General features: G+C 71.3%; 15 protein-coding genes. 9 read left to right on the top strand and 6 right to left on the bottom strand.

What is annotated here, in order from left to right; all coding sequences use genetic code 11:
• Positions 1 to 41 precede the first annotated feature (41 nt).
• The 5 genes from A6A06_RS27315 to A6A06_RS27295 all read left to right on the top strand — a co-directional run bounded on the left by A6A06_RS27315 (position 42) and on the right by A6A06_RS27295 (position 5,798).
• A complete protein-coding gene (locus A6A06_RS27315) occupies positions 42 to 1,319 on the top strand; it encodes an ROK family transcriptional regulator (RefSeq protein WP_073764227.1) in 1,278 nt (425 codons plus the stop codon).
• Positions 1,320 to 1,469: 150 nt separating this feature from the next.
• Entirely contained in the window at positions 1,470 to 2,579 is a 1,110-nt protein-coding gene (locus tag A6A06_RS27310; RefSeq protein WP_073764225.1) for a substrate-binding domain-containing protein, read from the top strand.
• A 78-nt stretch (positions 2,580 to 2,657) separates the two neighbouring features.
• Positions 2,658 to 3,446 (top strand): ATP-binding cassette domain-containing protein, encoded by a 789-nt coding sequence (locus A6A06_RS27305; RefSeq protein ID WP_073764709.1) that lies wholly within the window; start codon positions 2,658 to 2,660, stop codon positions 3,444 to 3,446.
• The gene (locus A6A06_RS27300) at positions 3,443 to 4,729 is read left to right on the top strand and encodes a sugar ABC transporter permease (protein WP_073764223.1); all 1,287 of its coding nucleotides are present in this window, start codon (positions 3,443 to 3,445) and stop codon (positions 4,727 to 4,729) included. The genes A6A06_RS27305 and A6A06_RS27300 overlap by 4 nt, the downstream gene beginning before the upstream one ends.
• 382 nt (positions 4,730 to 5,111) lie before the next feature.
• On the top strand, positions 5,112 to 5,798 hold the full coding sequence (locus A6A06_RS27295) for a DUF4097 family beta strand repeat-containing protein (protein ID WP_073764221.1): 687 nt from the start codon (positions 5,112 to 5,114) through the stop codon (positions 5,796 to 5,798).
• Positions 5,799 to 6,013: 215 nt separating this feature from the next.
• Here the strand turns inward: A6A06_RS27295 and A6A06_RS43060 are convergent, their stop codons facing one another.
• The 4 genes from A6A06_RS43060 to A6A06_RS27275 all read right to left on the bottom strand — a co-directional run bounded on the left by A6A06_RS43060 (position 6,014) and on the right by A6A06_RS27275 (position 11,490).
• Complete coding sequence (locus A6A06_RS43060; protein WP_073764219.1) at positions 6,014 to 6,694, bottom strand: response regulator transcription factor; 681 nt, start codon at positions 6,692 to 6,694, stop codon at positions 6,014 to 6,016.
• The gene (locus tag A6A06_RS43055; protein WP_073764707.1) at positions 6,664 to 7,941 is read right to left on the bottom strand and encodes a sensor histidine kinase; all 1,278 of its coding nucleotides are present in this window, start codon (positions 7,939 to 7,941) and stop codon (positions 6,664 to 6,666) included. Before A6A06_RS43055 ends, A6A06_RS43060 begins: the two co-directional genes overlap by 31 nt.
• Positions 7,942 to 8,106: 165 nt before the next feature.
• The gene (locus tag A6A06_RS27280; protein WP_073764217.1) at positions 8,107 to 10,734 is read right to left on the bottom strand and encodes an FtsX-like permease family protein; all 2,628 of its coding nucleotides are present in this window, start codon (positions 10,732 to 10,734) and stop codon (positions 8,107 to 8,109) included.
• Positions 10,735 to 10,737: 3 nt separating this feature from the next.
• Positions 10,738 to 11,490 carry an ABC transporter ATP-binding protein gene (locus A6A06_RS27275; protein ID WP_073764215.1) on the bottom strand — a complete coding sequence of 251 codons (753 nt, stop codon included), beginning with the start codon at positions 11,488 to 11,490 and terminating at the stop codon, positions 10,738 to 10,740.
• Positions 11,491 to 11,885: 395 nt separating this feature from the next.
• Here A6A06_RS27275 and A6A06_RS27270 point away from each other — a divergent pair, with 395 nt between their 5' ends.
• The 4 genes from A6A06_RS27270 to A6A06_RS27255 all read left to right on the top strand — a co-directional run bounded on the left by A6A06_RS27270 (position 11,886) and on the right by A6A06_RS27255 (position 17,246).
• On the top strand, positions 11,886 to 12,065 hold the full coding sequence (locus tag A6A06_RS27270) for a hypothetical protein (protein ID WP_073764213.1): 180 nt from the start codon (positions 11,886 to 11,888) through the stop codon (positions 12,063 to 12,065).
• A gap of 746 nt (positions 12,066 to 12,811) precedes the next feature.
• Positions 12,812 to 14,782 carry a 1-deoxy-D-xylulose-5-phosphate synthase gene (dxs, locus tag A6A06_RS27265; protein WP_199931227.1) on the top strand — a complete coding sequence of 657 codons (1,971 nt, stop codon included), beginning with the start codon at positions 12,812 to 12,814 and terminating at the stop codon, positions 14,780 to 14,782.
• A gap of 403 nt (positions 14,783 to 15,185) precedes the next feature.
• Positions 15,186 to 16,658: an amino acid permease gene (locus A6A06_RS27260; protein WP_073764209.1), complete on the top strand. Its 1,473-nt coding sequence runs from the start codon at positions 15,186 to 15,188 to the stop codon at positions 16,656 to 16,658.
• A 57-nt stretch (positions 16,659 to 16,715) separates the two neighbouring features.
• Complete coding sequence (locus A6A06_RS27255; protein ID WP_073764207.1) at positions 16,716 to 17,246, top strand: NUDIX hydrolase; 531 nt, start codon at positions 16,716 to 16,718, stop codon at positions 17,244 to 17,246.
• A 131-nt stretch (positions 17,247 to 17,377) separates the two neighbouring features.
• Here the strand turns inward: A6A06_RS27255 and A6A06_RS27250 are convergent, their stop codons facing one another.
• Complete coding sequence (locus A6A06_RS27250; protein ID WP_073764205.1) at positions 17,378 to 19,504, bottom strand: 3-hydroxyacyl-CoA dehydrogenase NAD-binding domain-containing protein; 2,127 nt, start codon at positions 19,502 to 19,504, stop codon at positions 17,378 to 17,380.
• Positions 19,501 to 20,721 (bottom strand): thiolase family protein, encoded by a 1,221-nt coding sequence (locus A6A06_RS27245; protein WP_073764203.1) that lies wholly within the window; start codon positions 20,719 to 20,721, stop codon positions 19,501 to 19,503. Before A6A06_RS27245 ends, A6A06_RS27250 begins: the two co-directional genes overlap by 4 nt.
• Positions 20,722 to 21,144: the final 423 nt, after the last annotated feature.

The following is a 21,144-nucleotide window of genomic DNA, read 5'->3' as shown; positions in this document are numbered from 1 at the left end:
GGTCGTCGTGCCGGGCGCTACAGGCGGGAGTGGATGAGTCGATGGAGACTCCGGGTTCGCAGTCCTCGCTGCACCGGGCCAATCTGGAGCGGGTCGTACGCGCGGTGCGCATGGCGGGTTCGCTCACCCAGGCGGAGATCGCCCGGAGCACCGGCCTGTCGGCGGCCACGGTCTCCAACATCGTGCGGGAACTGAAGGACGCCGGGACCGTCGAGGTCACGCCGACCTCGGCCGGCGGCCGCCGGGCCCGCAGCGTCTCGCTCTCCGGCGACGCCGGGATCGTCGTGGGCGTCGACTTCGGCCACTCGCACCTGCGGGTCGCGGTCGGCAACCTCGCCCACCAGGTGCTCGCCGAGGAGACCGAGCCGATCGACGTGGACGCCTCCGCGGCGGATGGCTTCGACCGGGCGGAACGCCTGGTCAACCGGCTGGTCGAAGCGACCGGCGTCGGCCCGGACAAGGTCATCGGCGTCGGCCTCGGCGTCCCGGGCCCCATCGACGTGGAGTCCGGCACGCTCGGCTCGACCGCCATCCTGCCGGGCTGGAGCGGCACGAACCCGAGCGAGGAGCTGTCCGGCCGGCTCGGCGTCGGCGTGTACGTCGACAACGACGCCAACCTCGGTGCGCTCGGCGAACTGGTGTGGGGCAGCGGACGCGGCGCCGCGGACCTGGCGTACATCAAGGTCGCCAGCGGTGTCGGCGCGGGCCTGGTCATCAGCGGCCAGATCTACCGGGGCCCCGGCGGCACGGCCGGCGAGATCGGGCACATCACCCTGGACGAGTCCGGGCCGGTCTGCCGCTGCGGCAACCGCGGCTGCCTGGAGACGTTCACCGCCGCCCGGTACGTGCTCCCGCTGCTCCAGCCGAGCCACGGGCCCGACCTGACCATGGCGGAGGTGGTCCGGCTGGCCCGGGAGGGCGACCCCGGCTGCCGCCGGGTGATCGCGGACGTGGGACGGCACATCGGCAGCGGGGTGGCCAACCTGTGCAACCTGCTCAATCCGAGCCGGGTGGTGCTCGGCGGCGACCTCGCGGAGGCCGGGGAGCTGGTGCTCGGACCGATAAGGGAATCGGTGTCGCGGTACGCGATCCCCAGCGCCGCGCGGCAGTTGGGGATCGTACCGGGGACGCTCGGCGGCCGTGCGGAGGTGCTCGGCGCGCTGGCGCTCGTCCTGAGCGAGATGGGCGACTCGACGCTGCTGGACGGCACGCTGTCCGCCGAGGCGGCCACGCCGTCGGGCGGGCGGCCGGTCACCGGCGTGCCCGCCGTCGCCGCCGCCCGCCCTGCCGACGGCACCGGTACCTCTGCCATTGCCTGACGTACACGAGGCACGCTGAGTTCACACAGCTAACGCATGGCACCGTTGTCATCTCGTTAAGTATTTACTCCTTGACGGTCTGCGAGCGGCCGAGTTGACTTCCAGCCACCTCGGCCGCAACGACGCGGCCTCGTCAGGGAGGTTTTCACCGTGAACACGCATCTGCGTCGTGCTGCCGTGGCCGCGGCCGCCGTCTCGATGGCCGCCGGCCTCGCCGCCTGCGGCTCCGCCAAGCAGGCCGGCGGCGACGGGGACGCCAAGAAGGACAAGAAGGGGCCGCTGACCATCGGCCTCCTGCTGCCCGAGAACCAGACCGCGCGCTACGAGCGGTTCGACAAGCCGCTGATCGAGAAGAAGATCCGCGAGCTGGCGGGCAAGGACACCGAGATCCTCTACGACAACGCCAAGCAGGACCCCTCCGTCCAGCAGCAGCAGGTCGACACGATGATCACCAAGAAGGTCGACGCGCTGATCGTGGACGCGGTGGACGCCAAGTCCATCGCCGCCTCGGTCAAGAAGGCGAACGACAAGGGCATCCCCGTCGTCGCCTACGACCGGCTGGCCGAGGGCCCGATCAAGGCGTACACCTCCGTGGACAACGAGCGGGTCGGCAGGATCCAGGGCGAGTCGCTCCTGAAGGAGCTGGGCGACAAGGCGAGCCAGGGCGAGATCGTCATGATGAACGGGTCGATCACCGACCCGAACGCCAAGATGTACAAGGACGGCGCGCACTCCGTACTCGACGGCAAGGTCAAGATCGGCAAGGAGTACGACACCAAGGAGTGGAAGCCGGAGAACGCCAACGAGAACATGAAGGGCGCCATCTCCTCGCTCGGCAAGGACAAGATCGTCGGCGTCTACTCCGCCAACGACGGCATGGCGGGCGGCATCATCACCGCCCTGAAGAGCGCCGGGTTCACCAAGCTGCCGCCGGTCACCGGCCAGGACGCCGAGCTCTCCGCCGTACAGCGCATCCTGAGCGACGAGCAGTTCATGAGCGTCTACAAGCCGTACAAGCCGGAGGCCGACGCCGCCGCTTCGATGGCCGTCGCGCTCGCCCAGGGCAAGAAGCTGGACTCGGTCGCCAAGACCACCGTCGACAGCGCCACCGAGAAGAAGGTGCCGTCCGTCATCGTGACGCCCTTCGCCCTGACCAAGGCTGATATTTCCAAGTATGTCGGCCAAGAGGGTTTCTTCACCAAGGCCGAGATCTGCACCGCCAAGTTCCAGTCCGCCTGCGCCCAGGCCGGCCTGAAGTAAGCCTGCCGTCCGCCCGGCCCCGCCGCCCGCCGGCAGGAGGCCGGACGGCGCATTCCCGCCGGTCAGGCGGTGAAGGAGATGATTCACGTGTCCGCTACGCCCGTGCTGGCGTTGCGCGGGGTCTCCAAGCGGTTCGGTGCCGTACAGGCGCTCACCGATGTCGAACTGGAGATCCACCCCGGCGAGGTCGTCGCCCTGGTCGGCGACAACGGCGCCGGCAAGTCCACCCTCGTCAAGGCGATTGCCGGCGTCGGCCCCGCCGACGACGGCACCCTTGAGTGGGAGGGCCGGCCCGTCACCGTCGACCGGCCCCACACCGCCCAGGAACTGGGCATCGCGACCGTCTACCAGGACCTCGCGCTGTGCGACAACCTCGACGTCGTCGGCAACCTCTTCCTCGGCCGCGAGATCGTGCGCGCCGGCGTGCTGAACGAGGTCGAGATGGAGCGCCGCGCCCGCGAGCTGCTCGCCACCCTCGCCATCCGCATCCCGAGCGTCCGCATCCCCATCGCCTCGCTCTCCGGCGGCCAGCGGCAGACCGTCGCCATCGCCCGCTCCCTGCTCGGCGAGCCCAAGGTCGTCATCCTCGACGAGCCCACCGCGGCGCTCGGCGTCGAGCAGACCGCCCAGGTCCTCGACCTCGTGGAACGGCTGCGCGAACGCGGCCTCGGCGTCATCCTCATCAGCCACAACATGGCCGACGTCAAAGCCGTCGCCGACCGGGTGGCAGTGCTGCGCCTGGGCCGCAACAACGGCACGTTCGACGTCCGCAGCACCTCCCAGGAAGAGATCATCTCCGCCATCACCGGCGCCACGGACAACGCCGTGACCCGGCGCAAGGCCCGCACCGCGGAGGCCCAGAAATGACCACCAACCTCTCCAAGGCCGGCGACGAGCCGGTCGACGCGGCCCCCGCGGCCGAAGGCGCCGTCACCGCCGTGGACCCGCGGCTGCTCGTACGCCAGCAGGGCTTCAAGGGCTACCTCGACGAGTTCCGGCGCAAGACGCGCAGCGGCGAACTGGGCTCCCTGCCGGTCGTCGTGGGCCTCATCGTGATCGGCATCGTCTTCCAGCTCCAGGACGCGGCCTTCCTCGGCGCCGAGAACCTCTCGAACCTGTTCGTGACGGCCGCCGGCACCGGGCTGATCGCGGTCGGCATCGTCTTCGTCCTGATCCTCGGCGAGATCGACCTGTCCGTCGGCTCGGTCAGCGGCCTGGCCGCCGCGGTCTTCGCCGTACTCAACATCAACAACGGCATGCCGGAATGGCCGGCCCTGATCCTGGCCGTCCTCACCGGCACCGTGGCCGGCGCGCTGCACGGCTTCTTCTTCGCCCGCATCGGCGTGCCCGCCTTCGTCGTCACCCTGGCCGGCCTGCTCGGCTGGAACGGCCTGATGCTCCAGGTGCTCGGCTCCAACGGCACCATCAACCTCGACGACGACGGCCTCGTCGCCCAGCTCACCAACTACTACTTCAGCGACGTGGCCGCCGCGTACGGCCTGGCGACGGTCGCCGTCCTCGCCTTCCTCGGCCTGTCCCTCCTCGACTCCCGGCGCCGCGAGGCCGCGGGCGTACCGAGCCGGCCGCTGAGCGAGACGATTCTGCGCACGGTGGTCCTGGCCGTCCCCGCCTACCTGGTGGCCTGGCTCCTGAACCAGTACAAGGGCCTGCCGCTCGCGGTCGTCATCTTCCTCGGAGTCGTCGTCGCCCTCGACTTCGTGCTGCGGCGCACCCGGTACGGACGCCAGATCTTCGCCCTCGGCGGCAGCGTCGAGGCGGCCCGCCGCGCGGGCATCAATGTCGCGTTCATCCGTATCTCCGTCTTCTCGCTCGCCGGCACGATGGCCGCCGTCGGCGGCATGTTCCTGGCCTCCCAGATCAACGCCGCGAACCAGTCCTCCGGCGCCGGGAGCCTGCTGATGAACGCCATCGCCGCCGCCGTCATCGGCGGTACGAGCCTGTTCGGCGGCCGCGGCAAGACCTGGTCCGCCCTCCTGGGCGTCCTGGTCATCCAGTCCATCGCCTCCGGCATGGCCCTCCTGGGCATCGCCTCGGCCGTCCAGTTCATGATTACCGGCGCCGTCCTGCTGGCGGCCGTCGTCATCGACTCCCTCTCCCGCAAGACCCAGAAAACGGCCGGCCGGGCATAGGCACGGCGCGAGCGCGGTGTGCCCGCACCTGGACAACGCCCCGCACCTGAACAACGCCCCGCACCTGAACAACGCAAAGAAGGGCGCAAGGGTTGCCTCGAAGGTGAAATGGGCGGCCCGAGCGCTCCGGAAGTCCCGAAATCGTTCCTCGCTTCATGCTTTTCGGTCGCATCGGGAAAATCGGGGGCGGGCGCCCATAGAGTAGTCCGGCCGGGGAACGGACCGCAGGTCCGGGCCCCGGCAGGGACATGACGGGATTCCCACGTCGCGACGGCGGGTGGAATCGCCACCTGCCGGAGGGGGAACGAAGTTGAATCGCGCGCGCCTGATGCCCGCTGTGCTGGGGACCATAGCGGTGTCCCTCGCGGTGAGTTCGTGCGGTATGACGACGAGCGAGGAAAGCAAGAGCGAGAAACGGGACTTCGCGTATTCGGGCACGAAGCTCTCCATCAGGGCCGCGAATTCATCGGTGCGACTGAAAGCCGGTGACAGTGACGGGACGGTCCGTGTGCAGCGGACGCTGAAGGGGAAGGCCGGGGACGCGGACAATTCCGAGTGGTCCCTGGAGGGATCGACGCTGACCCTGCGGACGGACTGCCACGGCATCTCCCTCTCCTGCGAGGCGGCCTACACGGTGTCCGTGCCGAAGGGCGCGGCCGTGGAGGTGACGAGCACCGCCGGGCCGGTCAGCGCCGCGGGGCTCGCCCAGCCTCTGGAGCTGAACGTCAAGGACGCCTCGGCGGAGGTGGAGAAGATCTCCGGCAAGCTGGGGATGACCGTCTCCGGCGGCAACGCCACGGCGACGGACATCACGTCCGGGCAGTTCTCCGCGACGACGGCCAACGGGCGGGTGAAGGCCACGTTCGCGGCGGCACCGCGGGCGGTCACCGCGTCGGCCGGCAACGGGAACGTCAACGTCACCCTGCCGAAGGGCGGCGAGACGTACCGGGTGACGACGAAGGCGACCAACGGCAGGGCCCATTCGTCGGTGCCGGACACCAAGGGCAGCGACCGGTCCCTGGAGCTGAAGAGCCAGAACGGCAGTGTCCGGGTGGACCGGGCGGAGTAGACACCGCACCGGTCGCCGCCGGGACGAGGACGAAACCAGGGCGGGTCCCGCCGGCAGACAGCCGGCGGGACCCGCCCTCGTACGGCCTCCGTGTCAGCGGGGGGGGGCCGGGAGCATCCTCGGCGAGCATCCCGACGACGGTGCAGCCGACGTTGGAGTAGGAGAACGAGGAGCCGAACGCGGAAAGCCGGCACCGGGCGGGCGGGGTGCGGGGATCACTCGTCGCGCAGGTACGCCAGGACCGCGAGGACCCGGCGGTTGCCGTCGTCGGGGGAGAGCCCCAGCTTGGCGAAGATGTTGCCGATGTGTTTGGCCACCGCCCCGTCGCTGATGCTCAGGGCGTCCCGCACCATCGCGTTGGAGTAGCCGTGGGCCATCAGCCCGAGCACCTCCTGTTCGCGGGCGGACAGCAGCCGGTACTGGTGGCGCTGGTCGCGCTCCATCAGTATGTGCTGGACAACCTGGGGGTCGATCACCATGGCGCCCGCGGCGACACGTTCGACCGCCTGGGCGAATTCACTGAGCTCACCGATCCGGTCCTTGAGCAAGTAGCCCAGACCGGCCCGGCTCTGGCGGTGCGGCGTTCTGCCGGGGGTGAAAAGCTCCTTGGCGTACGCGTTCGCGACGTACTGGGAGAGCACCAGGACCGGCAGATCCGGGTCGCTCTTGCGCAGCTCCATCGTGGCGCGCAGCCCGTCGTCCCCGTGTCCCGGCGGCATCCGTACGTCGGTGACGACGATGTCCGGCGAGCACTCCCGCACCGCCGTGATCAGGGAATCGGCGTCCCCGACCGCCCGGACCACCTGGTGGCCGAACTTGTGCAGCAGCTCGACGATCCCTTCGCGGACGAGTGCCGAGTCCTCGGCTAGGACGATACGGAGTGACGGTGCCGGCACGGAGTCTCCAGGCTGAGGGCGGTGGGTCCGCCGGAGGGGCTGGACAGCGTCAGTCTTCCATCGACCACCGCGACCCGGTCGGCCAAGCCCTCCAGCCCGCCGCCCTCGCGCAGTTCGGCACCGCCGACGCCGTTGTCGGTGACCGTGACGGACAGCCGGTCCCGGGTCAGCCGGCCGTACACCGTGGCGGACGTGGCACCGCTGTGCCTGACGACGTTGGTGAGCGCCTCGCTGATGAAGAAGTAGGCGGTGGCCTCGATCTGCGGGGGCAGCCGCCCGGCCAGTTCCACGTCCACGTGCACCGGCACGCGGCAGCGTACCGCGACCTCGGACACCGCCGCGGCGATGCCGTGGTCGGTGAGGACCTGCGGATGGATGCCGCGGACCAGGTCGCGCAGTTCGTCCAGCGCCTGCTTCGCCTCCCCCCGGGCCCGGGATATCAGCTCGCCGGTCCGGCCGGCCGCCGGGCCCACGCCGCCGCACTCCAGCTCGGCCAGCCCCAGGGTCATGACCAGCGCCACCAGGCGCTGCTGCGCCCCGTCGTGCAGGTCCCGCTCGATACGGCGCCGCTCGGCCTGGAAGGCGTCGGCCATCCGGGCCCGCGAACGGGTCAGCTCCACGACCCGGTCGGTCTGCCCGTCCTCCTTGGGAGCCAGCATCAGCCGGACGAACCAGGCCTGCGCGGCGGCCGTCGCCCCCAGGACGTACGCGGCGACCGGCAGTACGGCGATCCCGGCGCCGGTGAGCAGCAGCGCCTCCGGCTGCCCGGAGACGACCGCCACCTGGACCGGGAAGACGATCAGTACGGCCAGCGAGCCGGCCAGGATCAGCAGGGCCAGGTCCACGACGGAGAGCAGTACCGCGAACACCACGGCGAAGCCGAACTCCCGCCAGGTCGCGCTCTCCTGCAGCCGGGTGGTCAGCCACGGCCACAGCCCCGGCCGCGTGACGGCGCGGTGCGGACTGGCCGGCCGGCCGGCGTGCGGCCCTTCCAGCAACCGCAGCCTGCGCCGCTCCAGCGCGGCCAGCGGGATGCCGAGGAGAACCGATCCTGCCAGGACCACCAGCCCGATCCCCACCACCGACAGCAGCAGCCCGCACACCACCACACCTCCCAGCACGATCAGCGAGAGAAGCCCGAGAAGACCGGAGGAGGCGAGGTAGCCGAGCGAACGCCAGGGCGCGGAGGAGGTGAGGAAGCTGACCGGGTTCCGGGTCATGGCCCGCCAGATGGGAGAGGAGCTCATCCGGATCACAGTAAGGCTCCGCCCGGGACCGGCGGGCCCGCGGTCGCGGGTCCACCGGCGCGGGCCTGCGCCGGGACAGGACGGCGCCGCCGGGGGGCCGGCCCGGCACGTTCCGCGCGAGGGGCGCGGGCTGCCGGACCGGCCGGTCCGGAGGGGACAGGCGGCTCATCCCACGCCCGTCAGCACCGGTTCCCGCGTGCTGGGCGCCTCGTCCTCGTCCTCGTCGGCGGCGCGGCCGGCGGAACGCAGCTGGAGCAGGGTGGGTACGAGCGTGGCGAGCAGGGCGACGACCAGACAGCCGGCCAGCACCGAACCCATCTCCAGCCACGGCACCGGGAACTCGGCGCCCTCGCCGGACTCGGACAGCGCCCGGCTCATCCCGAGCATCGTCACTCCGTCCGCGAGCACGCCCAGGGTCCCGCCGACGACCACCACGGTCAGCGTCTCCCACACGACGGTGCGTAGCACCTGCCCGCGGGTCGCGCCGATCTTGCGCATCAGCGTGATGCCCTCGGCCCGCTCCCCGGCCGCCATGACCAGCGTGTTGGCGATGGCGATACCGGTGTAGAGCATCGCCATGCCCAGCAGCACCAGGACCAGGATGCGGCCCTCCTCCTGCGCGGCGGAGGCGCGTTGCGCCAGCCACTGGTCCCGTTCCTGCGCCGTCGCGCCGTACCCGTCCGCGACCTTCTGGGCGGCGGCCGTCGCGGCGGCGCGGTCGGCACCCGGCGCCAGCGACAGGTAGACGGCGTTCGCCATCGTGCCGGGCGCGTGCCGGGCCAGCGTGTCCTGCGGGAACAGCACCGGGGGCAGCCCTGCCGACGAACTGAGCACCGCGGCGACCTTCACCCGGACCTTCGTGGCGTCGGCGAGGTAGACATCGACCTCGTCGCCCGTCCGCCAGCCCAGCTGCCCGGCCACCAGCTTCGTCACCGCCACCGTGTCGCCGCGCAGATCGCCCGGCGACCCCTTGACCGGGTCCAGCCGAAGAGCGCCGGACAGGTTCTTCGGGTCGACCGCGCCGATGCCGCTCGACATGACGTAACGGGAGCCGACGAGGAAACCGCTGGTCTCGGAGACCGGCGAGGCGGCCTGGACGCCGGGCGCCGAGGCCAGTTCGCGCACCGCGGCGGAGGGCAGGCCCACCCCGCCGCCGGAGGTGACCACCACGTCGGCCTTCAGGTGCTTACGGGCGTCGGCGACGGCGGTCGCCGAACTCGCGTCGGTGACGCCGATGATGGACCCGGCGACGGCCACCGTGACGAGGATGGGCGCGGCGGCCGAGGCGGTCCGGCGTACCGCGGCGCGGGCGTTGTCGCCGGCCAGCGAGCCGGTGACGCGGGTGACCGCGGCCAGCGGGAAGGTCGCCAGCCGGACCAGCGGCGGAACGAGCAGCGGCGAGAAGGCCACCATCGTCACGACCAGGATCTCGGTCAGCACCAGCGAGATCACCACGGCTCCGTCGCCGCCCGCCTGGGGCAGCATGATCAGCAGCAGCAGTGACACGCCCAGGAACACCGAGCCGGTGATCCAGCGGCCCGTCGTCATCACCCGGGTCTCCACCGCGGAGTCCCGCATGGTCTCGGCCGGGCGGACCTTCGCGGCCCGGCGGGAGGCGGCGAACACGCCGAGCAGCGCCACGCCGAGCCCGACGAAGAAGCTGATCAGCAGGATCGGCGGGGACGCGGGCACCTCGAAGTCCTTGGGCGCCATGCCGAAGGAGGACAGCACCGAGGCGAGCAGCCGCCCGCCGGCGATCCCGATGGCGCAGCCCGCGGCCGAGGCGACGGCGCCCAGCACCGCGGACTCCGCCATGATCATGCGGCGCACCTGCGGCGGAGCGGCACCCACGGTGCGCAGCAGGGCCAGTTCCCGGCGCCGCTGGGCGATGGCGAAGGCGAAGGTGCCCGACACCACGAAGACCGACACGAAGCCGGCGATCACCGCCATGACGGCGAGCAGAGTGGCGACGTCGCCGAGTGCCGCGGTACGTGCGGCGGCGGCCAGGTCACCGCCCTTGGCGGCGCCGGTCCCGGCCTTGAGGGACTTGTCCGGCAGTACGGCCGTGATCCGGCCGGCGAGTTCCGTGGCCGACGTGCCCGGCTCGGCGAGCACGGCCACCGCGTCGGCACGGTCCGGGTCGGCCGACAGCCGCTGTGCGGTGGCGTCGGCGAAGAAGACGGTGGCCTCACCGGGCACCCCGCCCTTGCCGGGCGGAGCCGCGATACCCGCGACGGTCATCTCCCGGCGGCCCTGCGGGGTCACCACGGGGACCTGGTCACCGACGGCCGCCCCGGCGCGCTGCGCCAGCGAGGCGGCGAGCACCACCTGGTCGTCGCCGGTGGGCGCGCGGCCCTGGGTGAGACGGAACGGGGTGAGCTGGGCGCTGGACCAGCCGTGGCCGACCGGGCGGTCGGCCGAGTCACCGGCGTCGGCGGTCACCACCTGGGCGGGCAGCGAACGGTCGATGACGGCCTGCCGTACACCGGGCACCCCGCGGACCGCTTCGGCGGTCCGCCGCGCGTTGTCGAGGCGGTGCGGGGTGGTGGCGGTCTGGCGCTGGTCGTACGCGCCGCCGCCGGTGCCGAAGCCGACCGTGAAGGACTGGCCGGCCCGGACCACGACGGCCGCCGCGTCGTAACGCCCGGGGCTGCCGGGCTTCGAGGAGCCCCGGGTGGCGTCGAGGACCTGACCGGTACTGGCGATCAGCGCGACGCCGAGCGCCAGCGCGATGAAGGTGCCGGTGAACAGCGCCCATCTGGTGCGCAGGGTGGAAAGAGCGATGGACAGCATGCGTCAGCCACCCAGCCGTGCCATGTGCTCGCTCACCGTGGCCACCGTCGGAGCCGTCAGTTCGCCGTGCACCGCACCGTCGGACAGGAAGAGCACCCGGTCCGCCCAGGAGGCGGCGACCGGGTCGTGGGTGACCATGACCACCGTCTGCCCTGCTTGGTCCACCACGGACCGCAGCAGGCCCAGCACCTCACGGCTGGTGTTGGTGTCCAGCGCGCCGGTCGGCTCGTCGGCGAACAGCACGTCGGGCCGGCTGATCAGGGCACGGGCGATGGCCACCCGCTGCTGCTGGCCGCCGGACATCTCGGCCGGCCGGTGGGCGCCCCGGTCGCCGAGGCCCACCTGCTGGAGCGCGGTGTCCACCTGGGCGCGGGTCGGGCGGTGCCCGGCCAGCCGCATCGGCAGGGCCACGTTCTTGCGCGCGTTCAGCGACGGCATGAGGTTGAAGGACTGGAAGACGAAACCGATCCGCTCCCGGCGCAGCCTGGTCAGCTCCGTCTCGGACAGCGCGCTGATGTCGGTCGTGCCGATGAACACCCGGCCCGAGGTGGGGCGGTCCAGGCCCGCCGCGCACTGGAGCAAGGTGCTCTTGCCCGACCCCGAGGGGCCCATCACCGCGGTGAACGACCCGCGGGCGAAGGCACAGTGCACACCGCGCAGGGCGGGGACCTTGCTGTTGCCGCGGCCGTACAGCCTGGCCACCGCGCTCAGTGTCACGGCCTGCTCGACGCCGACGCCGACTCCGGTGACGGGCACTTCTCCTCCTCGGCCTTGGGATCCGTGCACGGTCGTGTCCACGGCGTGCCGCCAGTCAAGCGGCAGGGGCCCGGGGCGCGCACGGGCGCCACATCCCGTCTTCCGGGTGGAGAAAACTCCACCCGGCCGTACCGCGGACACGTTCCGATCCCGATCCCGGTCCGGGGACAAGGCCGGACGGTCGCGCGGTCAGCGCCGGAAGGAGAGGGAGGAAGCAGCCGCGGATGCGCAATCACCGGGGACACCACCGGGAACACCACCGAGTACAAAAAGTCTGCGGAGCTGTTCAATTCGAGCATCGCCAGCTGGGCGGTGAGCATCGTCTGCCGCGACGTGAACGAGGTCTTCATGGACGAGGCGTTCTTCGGCGCCCAGTTCTACGCGGACTGCGGGACGTGCTGGCGCGCCTGGCCGCGCCCGAGGTCGTCAAACGGGTACGGGCCACGTCCGTGCCGTACGGCATCAGCGAGCTGGCCCACACGGCCGTCGCGGGCCGTGCGGCGTGCCTCGCCTGCATCAATGTCCACTGGACCGACATGCGGCCCATGAGCCTGGTGCGGCAGACGGCGGCCTGAACCGCCGCGTTCGCGCCTTCCGCAGGACTGGAGAAGTCAAAAGTGCACCAGCTGGTGTTGACCGCCGAGGTGGCGCCGTCCCTGCCGCTGCCGCCTGCGCGCGTTCCTGCCGCAGGCGCGCGCCGTGGAGTCGGACGTCACCGTCGTGTCCGGTCTCCCGATCCACCCCGACCTCCTCCCCCCCCACGCCGAGCGGGTGGGATCTCGCCGCGAAGTCCGGTGCCGACCACCGTGAGAAAGTGGCACTGCTGCTGTGCGGCACCGCGCTGGGCGACTCCTTCGGCTGAGGCAGCGACCGTGGCAACTGCGGCAGCCTGCGGCATCCCGGCCGGGTCACGCAGCGTGACCGGGGTGTCTCAAGGTGGCGCCGTGGCGGTCGTTCCATGGGCGACGGTTTCGGAGGGGCGGCCCCGAAGCCGCCGCGTCCCGCGTTCCCCGGGCCGTGGCGGCGGCAGCCCGCCCGGTCGGGCCGGAGCGGGCTGCCAGGCCGTCGGCAGCCGCGTTTCGCGGGGTCGTATACGAGCCCGGGGGCAGGTTTTCGGCCGAAGGTCACGGCCTCCGTGGGGGCGGAGCCGTAGAACGGCCATCCGCGTGACATACATCGCACAGCCCGTTCTCCGCCGCCGCAGGCGGAACATTAGAATCGGCGGACCGGCAAGCTCGACCAGCCAGGCCAGCTACAACCAGGCGAATCTGCACGAAGCGGCATGAATCGCTCGAACCAGCTCGACAGCAAGGAGGCACGGGTGGCGCTGCTGACCCGTATCAAGGGACCGCGCGATCTGGACCGACTAGGACCGGAGCAGCTGGAGCAGCTGGCGGGGGAGATCCGTACCTTCCTCGTCGACGCCGTCTCCAAGACCGGCGGGCACCTCGGCCCCAACCTCGGTGTGGTCGAGCTGACCATCGCCATGCACCGGGTCTTCGACTCGCCCAGAGACCGGGTCCTCTTCGACACCGGGCACCAGTCCTACGTCCACAAGCTGCTCACCGGCCGGCAGGACTTCTCCGGGCTGCGGACCAAGGGCGGCCTGTCCGGCTACCCCTCGCGCGCCGAGTCGCCGCACGATGTCATCGAGAACAGCCACGCCTCCACCGTCCTGGGCTGGGCCGACGGCCTGGCCAAGGCCAACCAGGTGCTGCGCAAAAACGATCATGTCGTCGCGGTCATCGGGGACGGCGCGCTGACCGGCGGCATGGCCTGGGAGGCGCTGAACAACATCGCCGACGCCCAGGACCGCCCGCTGGTGATCGTCGTCAACGACAACGAGCGGTCGTACGCGCCGACCATCGGCGGCCTGGCGAACCACCTGGCCACCCTGCGCACGACGGACGGCTACGAGCGCTTCCTGGCGCGCGGCAAGGACCTGCTGGAGCGCACCCCGGTCGTCGGCAAGCCGCTGTACGAGACGCTGCACGGCGCGAAGAAGGGCCTGAAGGACTTCATCGCGCCGCAGGGCATGTTCGAGGACCTGGGGCTGAAGTACGTCGGGCCGATCGACGGGCACGACATCGAGGCCCTGGAGTCCGCGCTCCAGCGCGCCAAGCGCTTCGGCGGTCCGGTCATCGTGCACTGCCTCACGGAGAAGGGCCGCGGCTACAAGCCCGCCGAGCAGGACGAGGCCGACCGCTTCCACGGTATCGGCGTCATCCACCCGGACACCGGCCTGCCGGTGGCCTCCGGCGGCGCGAGCTGGACCTCCGTCTTCGGTGACGAGATGGTCGCACTGGGCCGGGAGCGCGAGGACATCGTGGCGATCACGGCCGCGATGCTCCAGCCGGTGGGCCTCCAGAAGTTCGCGAAGGCGTTCCCGGACCGGGTCTACGACGTGGGCATCGCCGAGCAGCACGCGGCGGTCTCGGCGGCCGGCCTGGCCACCGGCGGCCTGCACCCGGTCTTCGCGGTGTACGCGACCTTCCTCAACCGCGCCTTCGACCAGGTCCTGATGGACGTGGCGCTGCACAAGTGCGGTGTCACCTTCGTCCTGGACCGGGCGGGTGTCACGGGCGACGACGGCGCCTCGCACAACGGCATGTGGGACATGTCGCTCCTCCAGGTCGTCCCGGGCCTGCGGATCGCCGCGCCGCGCGACGCCGACCAGGTGCGCGCCCAGCTGCGCGAGGCCGTCGAGGTCGACGACGCGCCGACCGTGGTGCGCTACTCGAAGGGCAAGGTCGGCCCGGCGGTCGAGGCCGTGGGCCGGGTCGGCGGCATGGACGTGCTGCGCGAGCCCGGTACGGGCGTCGAGCGGCCCGACGTGCTGCTGGTGTCGGTGGGCGCGCTGGCGCCGATGTGCCTGGAGATCGCCGACCTGCTCGACAAGCAGGGCATCTCGACGACGGTCGTGGACCCGCGCTGGGTCAAGCCGGTCGACGCGGCGCTGCCGGGCCTGGCCGACGGGCACCGCGTCGTGGTCACCGTCGAGGACAACAGCCGTTCGGGCGGTGTCGGCTCCGCCGTCGCGCAGGCGCTGCGGGACGCGGGGGTGGATGTGCCGCTGCGCGACTTCGGCATCCCGGAGCGCTTCCTCGACCACGCCTCCCGCAAGGAGATCCTGGCCGAGATCGGGCTCACCGCGCCGGACATCGCCCGGCAGGTGACCGGGCTCGTCTCCAAGATCGACGGCCGGTACGAGGGCGCCGACCGCTCCGTGGACGCCGCGGAGTCCGTGGCCGCGGCGGACGGTGCCGAGCGGGCCGAGGCCGCCCGCGACTGACGGCGACGACAGTCCGGAAACCATGGTCCGGAAATCACGGTCCGGAAACCACGGGAGGAACCGGCGCGGCCGGTTCCTCCCGACGTTCACGAGTGCACAAACGTCGTTGAACGGTCCTACGATGGGCCGGTGGGCCACCCGAACGGGTGCAACCACCGGCCCGTCGGCATATCCACCCATCCGTACCATCGGGTGAATCCCCGCCGCGCACAGGCCCGCCGCACCGTACTCGTCCCGACCATTGCGCAGACTCGGTCAGTTCACGAGTCGCGACGGTCGTCCAGGCGGAGGTTGGCCCATGAGCAGCACACAGCGGGGCGCGGGAAACGGACCGGACCGCGGCGGCGGGAGTGCGAGAGGCGGCGGGAACGGCGCGGGCGGTGGCCGGGGACGCCGTGACGGCATGTTCCGCACCAAGTCGGTCGAGGAGTCGATCCGGGACACCGAGGAGCCGGAGCACGCGCTCAAGAAGTCCCTCTCCGCCCTCGACCTGACGGTCTTCGGCGTCGGCGTCGTCATCGGGACCGGCATCTTCGTCCTCACCGGCAAGATCGCCAAGGAGACGGCGGGCCCGGCCGTCGCCCTCTCCTTCGTCGTCGCCGGCGTGGTCTGCGCGCTGGCCGCGCTCTGCTACGCGGAGTTCGCCTCGACCGTGCCGGTGGCCGGCTCCGCGTACACCTTCTCCTACGCCTCCCTCGGCGAGCTGCCCGCCTGGATCATCGGCTGGGACCTCGTGCTGGAGCTGGCGCTGGGCTGCGCGGTGGTCGCCGTGGGCTGGTCCGGCTACGTCCGCTCACTGCTGGACACCGCCGGGGCCCACCTGCCGCAGGGACTGTCCGGTACGCACGAGGGCACCTTCGGGTTCGACCTGCTCGCGTGCGTCCTCGTACTGGTCCTGACGGCGATCCTCGTCATCGGCATGAAACTGTCGTCCCGCGTGACCACGGTGATCGTCGGCATCAAGGTCACCGTCGTGCTGCTCGTCGTCATCGCGGGCGCCTTCTTCATCACCGGCGCCAACTACGAGCCGTTCATCCCGCCGAGCCGGGCCACCGGGGGCAGCGACGGGCTCGCGGCGCCGCTCTCCCAGATCGTCTTCGGCTTCACCCCGGCGGACTTCGGAGTGATGGGCGTCTTCGCGGCCGCCGCGGTCGTCTTCTTCGCCTTCATCGGCTTCGACATCGTCGCCACCGCCGCCGAGGAGACCCGCCTGCCGCAGCGCGACGTACCGCGCGGCATCCTCGGCTCGCTCGCCATCTGCACGGTGCTGTACGTCGCCGTGTCGATCGTCGTCACCGGGATGCAGAAGTACAGCGAACTGTCCACGGACGCCCCGCTCGCCGACGCGTTCAAGTCCGTCGGGCACCCGTTCTGGGCCGGGCTGATCAGCTTCGGCGCGGCCGTCGGCCTGACCTCGGTCTGCATGATCCTGCTGCTCGGCCAGAGCCGGGTCTTCTTCGCGATGAGCCGCGACGGCCTGCTGCCGAAGGTGTTCTCGCAGGTCCACCCGCGCTTCGGCACCCCGTACCGCTCGACCGTCGTGCTCGGTACCGTCGTTGCCGTCGTCGCCGGGTTCACCTCGATCGACGAGCTGGCCGAACTGGTCAACATCGGCACCCTCTTCGCGTTCGTCGTGGTGGCGCTCGGTGTCGTCATCCTGCGCCGCTCCCGCCCGGACCTGCCCCGCTCCTTCCGTACGCCGCTGGTGCCGCTGGTCCCGGCCCTGTCGGTGCTCGCCTCGCTGTGGCTGATGCTCAACCTGCCCGCGGAGACCTGGCTGCGCTTCGGCGTCTGGATGCTCATCGGCTTCGTCGTGTACTTCGCGTACGGGCGCGGGCACAGCCGTATGAACCGCCGTGCGGACGGGGCCGGGTGAGGCCGCCGAGCGGCCGGATGCGGGTACGGGTGCGGTCCGGGGCCGTACGCTGAACGGATGCCTGAAACCGTGACAGTTTCCACCGAAGACGTGCCCACCCGGATACGCCGCTCCGCCCGCGTCCTGCTGCTCGGCACGGACGACAGTCTGCTGCTCTTCCGCGGCTTCCTGGACCCTGCCTGCCCGGCGGCCGGGCACTGCTGGTTCACGCCCGGCGGCAGTGTGGAGGAAGGCGAGTCCCTGCGCGCGGCGGCGGCCCGGGAGCTGGCGGAGGAGACCGGGCTGCGGGTGGCGCCCGACGCGCTGGGACCGCTGGTCGCCCGCACCTCCGGGTACGCCGAACTGCCCTGGGCGAGCGGCGAATTCGAGGACGTGTTCTTCCTGCACCGCGTCGCCCCGTACACGGTCGACACCAGCGGCTTCAAGGACCACGAGAGCGCCTCCATCACGGATCACCGCTGGTGGCCGGTGGACGAGCTGGCGACGACGGCGGAGACCGTCTTCCCGTACGGGCTGCCGCCGCTGCTCGCGGACGTCCGCGCCGGCCGGATGCCGTCCGAGCCCGTACGGCTGCCCTGGCACCACTGAGGGCATACGGCTGCGTCCTGGTGCCACTGAGGGCATACGGCTGCGTCCTGATGCCACCGAGGACATACGGCTGCCCTGGTACCACTGCGAACAGCGGTACCAGGGCAGCCGGTGCGGCGCTCGTCCGAGCCTTAGGCGGGCACGCTCGCCACGCCCGGGGCCAGGAACTTCTTGCCGTTGACGCGCTCGGAGACGCCCTCACGGTCCAGGTACGGCGTGATGCCGCCCAGGTGGAAGGGCCAGCCCGCGCCGGTGATCAGGCACAGGTCGATGTCCTGCGCCTCGGCGACCACGCCCTCGTCCAGCATCAGGCCGATCTCCTGCGCGACGGCGTCCAGGACGCGGTCGCGGACCTGCTCCTCGGTCAGGACGGAGTCGCCCTGTTCGAGGAGGGCGGCGACCTCCGGGTCCAGCTCCGGCTTGCCGGAGTCGTAGACGTAGAAGCCGCGCTTGCCGGCCTTGACCACGGCGGCCAGGTTCGGCGAGACGGTGAAGCGCTCCGGGAAGGCGCCGTGCAGCGTCTCGGAGACGTGCAGGCCGATCGCCGGGCCGACCAGCTCCAGCAGCACCAGCGGCGACATCGGCAGGCCGAGCGGCTCGACGGCCTTCTCGGCGGTCGCCACCGGGGTGCCCTCGTCGATGACGTTCTGGATCTCGCCCATGAAGCGGGTCAGGATGCGGTTGACCACGAACGCCGGGGCGTCCTTGACCAGCACGGCCGTCTTCTTCAGCGACTTGGCGACGGAGAAGGCGGTGGCCAGCGCCGCGTCGTCGGTCTTCTCGGCGCGCACGATCTCCAGCAGCGGCAGGATCGCGACCGGGTTGAAGAAGTGGAAGCCCACGACCCGCTCGGGGTGCTTGAGCTTGGACGCCATCTCGGTGACCGAGAGGGACGAGGTATTGGTGGCGAGGATGGCGTGCGCCGGCACGACCGCCTCGACCTCGGCGAACACCTGCTGCTTGACGCCCATCTCCTCGAAGACGGCCTCGATGACGAAGTCCGCGTCGCCGAACGCGGCGGCCTTGTCGAGGTGGCCGCTGACCAGGCCCTTGAGGCGGTTGGCCTGGTCCTGGTTGACGCGGCCCTTGAGCAGCAGCTTGTCGATCTCGCCGTGGACGTACCCGACGCCCTTGTCGATCCGGGCCTGGTCGATGTCGGTGAGGACCACCGGCACCTCCAGACGGCGCGCGAACAGCAGGGCGAGCTGCGAGGCCATCAGGCCCGCGCCGACCACGCCCACCTTGGTCACCGGGCGCGCCAGCGCCTTGTCGGGGGCACCGGCGGGACGCTTGGCGCGCTTCTGCACCAGGTTGAACGAGTAGATGCCGCCGCGCAGCTCGCCGCCCATGATCAGGTCCGCGAGGGCCTGGTCCTCGGCGTCGAAGCCCTGGCGCAGGTCGCCGTTCTTGGCGGCGGCGATGATGTCCAGCGCGCGGTAGGCGGCCGGGGCGGCGCCGTGCACCTTGCTGTCCGCGACGGCCTTGCCGCGCTGGACGGCCTGGTCCCACGCCTCACCGCGGTCGAGCTCGGTCCGTACGACCTCGGTGTCGCCCTTGAGGACCGAGGCGGTCCACAGCAGCGACTGCTCCAGGAAGTCGACGCCCTCGAAGAGCGCGTCGGCGATGCCGAGGTCGTAGACCTGCCGGCCCTTGAGCTGCTTGTTCTGGTTGAGCGAGTTCTCGATGATCACCGAGACCGCGCGGTCGGCGCCGATCAGGTTCGGCAGCAGGACGCAGCCGCCCCAGCCGGGCACCAGGCCGAGGAAGACCTCGGGCAGCGAGAAGGCGGGCAGCGCCTTCGAGACGGTGCGGTACGTGCAGTGCAGGCCGACCTCGACGCCGCCGCCCATCGCCGCGCCGTTGTAGTACGCGAAGGTCGGCACGGCCAGGCCGGACAGCCGCTTGAAGACGTCGTGGCCGCCCTTGCCGATGGCCAGCGCGTCCTCGTGCCGCTTGAGCAGCTCGACGCCCTTGAGGTCGGCGCCGACGGCGAAGATGAACGGCTTGCCGGTGATGCCGACGCCGGTGATCTTCCCGTCCTGGGCCTCCGCCTCGACCTGGTCGATCGCGGCGTCGAGGTTGGCCAGCGACTGCGGGCCGAAGGTGGTCGGCTTGGTGTGGTCCAGGCCGTTGTCCAGCGTGATCAGCGCGAAGGTGCCGGCGCCCGGCAGCTCCAGGTGCCGTACGTGCGCCTGCGTGACGACCTCGTCGGGGAACAGCTCGGCCGCGCCCTTCAGCAGTTCTGTAGTCGAGCTCACTTGCCTGCTCCCTCGAAGTGCGGGTTCTCCCAGATGACCGTGCCGCCCATGCCGAAGCCGACGCACATGGTGGTGATGCCGTAACGGACCTGCGGCTGCTCCTCGAACTGCCGGGCCAGCTGCGTCATCAGACGCACGCCGGAGGAGGCGAGGGGGTGACCGTAGGCGATGGCGCCGCCGTACTGGTTGACGCGCGGGTCGTCGTCCGCGATGCCGTAGTGGTCGAGCAGCGACAGCACCTGGACGGCGAACGCCTCGTTGATCTCGAACAGGCCGATGTCGTCGATCGAGAGGCCGGCCTTGGCCAGCGCCTTCTCGGTCGCCGGGACCGGGCCGATGCCCATGACCTCGGGCTCGACGCCCGCGAAGGCGTAGTCCACCAGGCGCATCTTGACGGGCAGGCCCAGCTCGCGGGCCACGTCCTCGGCGGCGATCAGGGAGGCGGTGGCGCCGTCGTTCAGGCCCGCCGCGTTGCCGGCGGTGACGCGGCCGTGCGGGCGGAAGGGCGTCTTGAGGCCCGCCAGGTTTTCGAGGGTCGTGCCCGGTCGCATCGGCTCGTCGGCGGTCGCCAGGCCCCAGCCGGTCTCGCCGGCCTCCGCGTTGGTACGGCGTACCGAGATCGGCACCAGGTCGGCCTGGATCTTGCCGTCGGCGTACGCCTTGGCGGCCTTCTCCTGGCTGCGGACCGCGTAGGCGTCGGCGCGCTGCTTGGTGAGGTGGGGGAGGCGGTCGTGGAGGTTCTCCGCCGTCATGCCCATGAAGAGGGCGGACTGGTCGACCAGCTTCTCCGAGACGAAGCGGGGGTTGGGGTCGACGCCCTCGCCCATGGGGTGGCGGCCCATGTGCTCGACGCCGCCGGCCACGGCGATGTCGTACGCACCGAAGGAGACGCCGCCGGCGATGCTCGTCACGGCGGTCATGGCACCGGCGCACATCCGGTCCACGGAGAAGCCGGGGACGGACTGCGGGAGGCCGGCGAGGATGCCGGCGGTACGGCCCAGGGTCAGGCCCTGGTCGCCGATCTGGGTCGTGGCGGCGAGGGCGACCTCGTCGATACGGGCCGGGTCGAGGTCCGGGTTGCGGCGCAGCAGCTCCCGGATGCACTTGACGACCAGGTCGTCGGCGCGGGTCTCGTGGTAGATGCCCTTCGGGCCCGCCTTGCCGAACGGGGTGCGGACGCCGTCGACGAAGACGACGTCCCTAGCGGTACGAGGCACGTTGGCTCTCCTCCAGGTGCGGGGTGGCACTGCTGCGGGCGCGCCCGGGGGGCGCGTCACGTGTCTCATGCTACTTGCGGGTAACCAGGCTGCCCACCCCCATCGGGGTAAGCGGTGAAGGTCACAATGCCGACTGCGCCGGCGTGGGGGTTTGGGCTGGTGGGGGTGCGGGTTGTGCGCGTTGGGCCGGGTGGTCCGCCCCTGCGCGGCGGGCCGGGTTTCCCGCCGTTGTGGTTCACCGGCCCGTCCCTGTGCGTGAGTGGATCGTGTTCCGGGCACCCGGGGTGGTGGTGTCGGCCGGATGCGCGGCTTGAGGGGGGATTGTGGCGTATTGCGGTCGTATGGTGCGGCTATGGATGCGGAGAGGAGCGCAGGCATGACCAAACGTGTTCGGGCTGCTGGGGCTGTGTGTGCTGTCGCGGT

This window comes from Streptomyces sp. CB02923, from assembly GCF_001905005.1.
GTDB lineage: Bacteria > Actinomycetota > Actinomycetes > Streptomycetales > Streptomycetaceae > Streptomyces.
The sequence above is the reverse complement of the archived record's forward strand: the minus strand, read 5'-3'. Positions and strand labels throughout refer to the sequence as shown.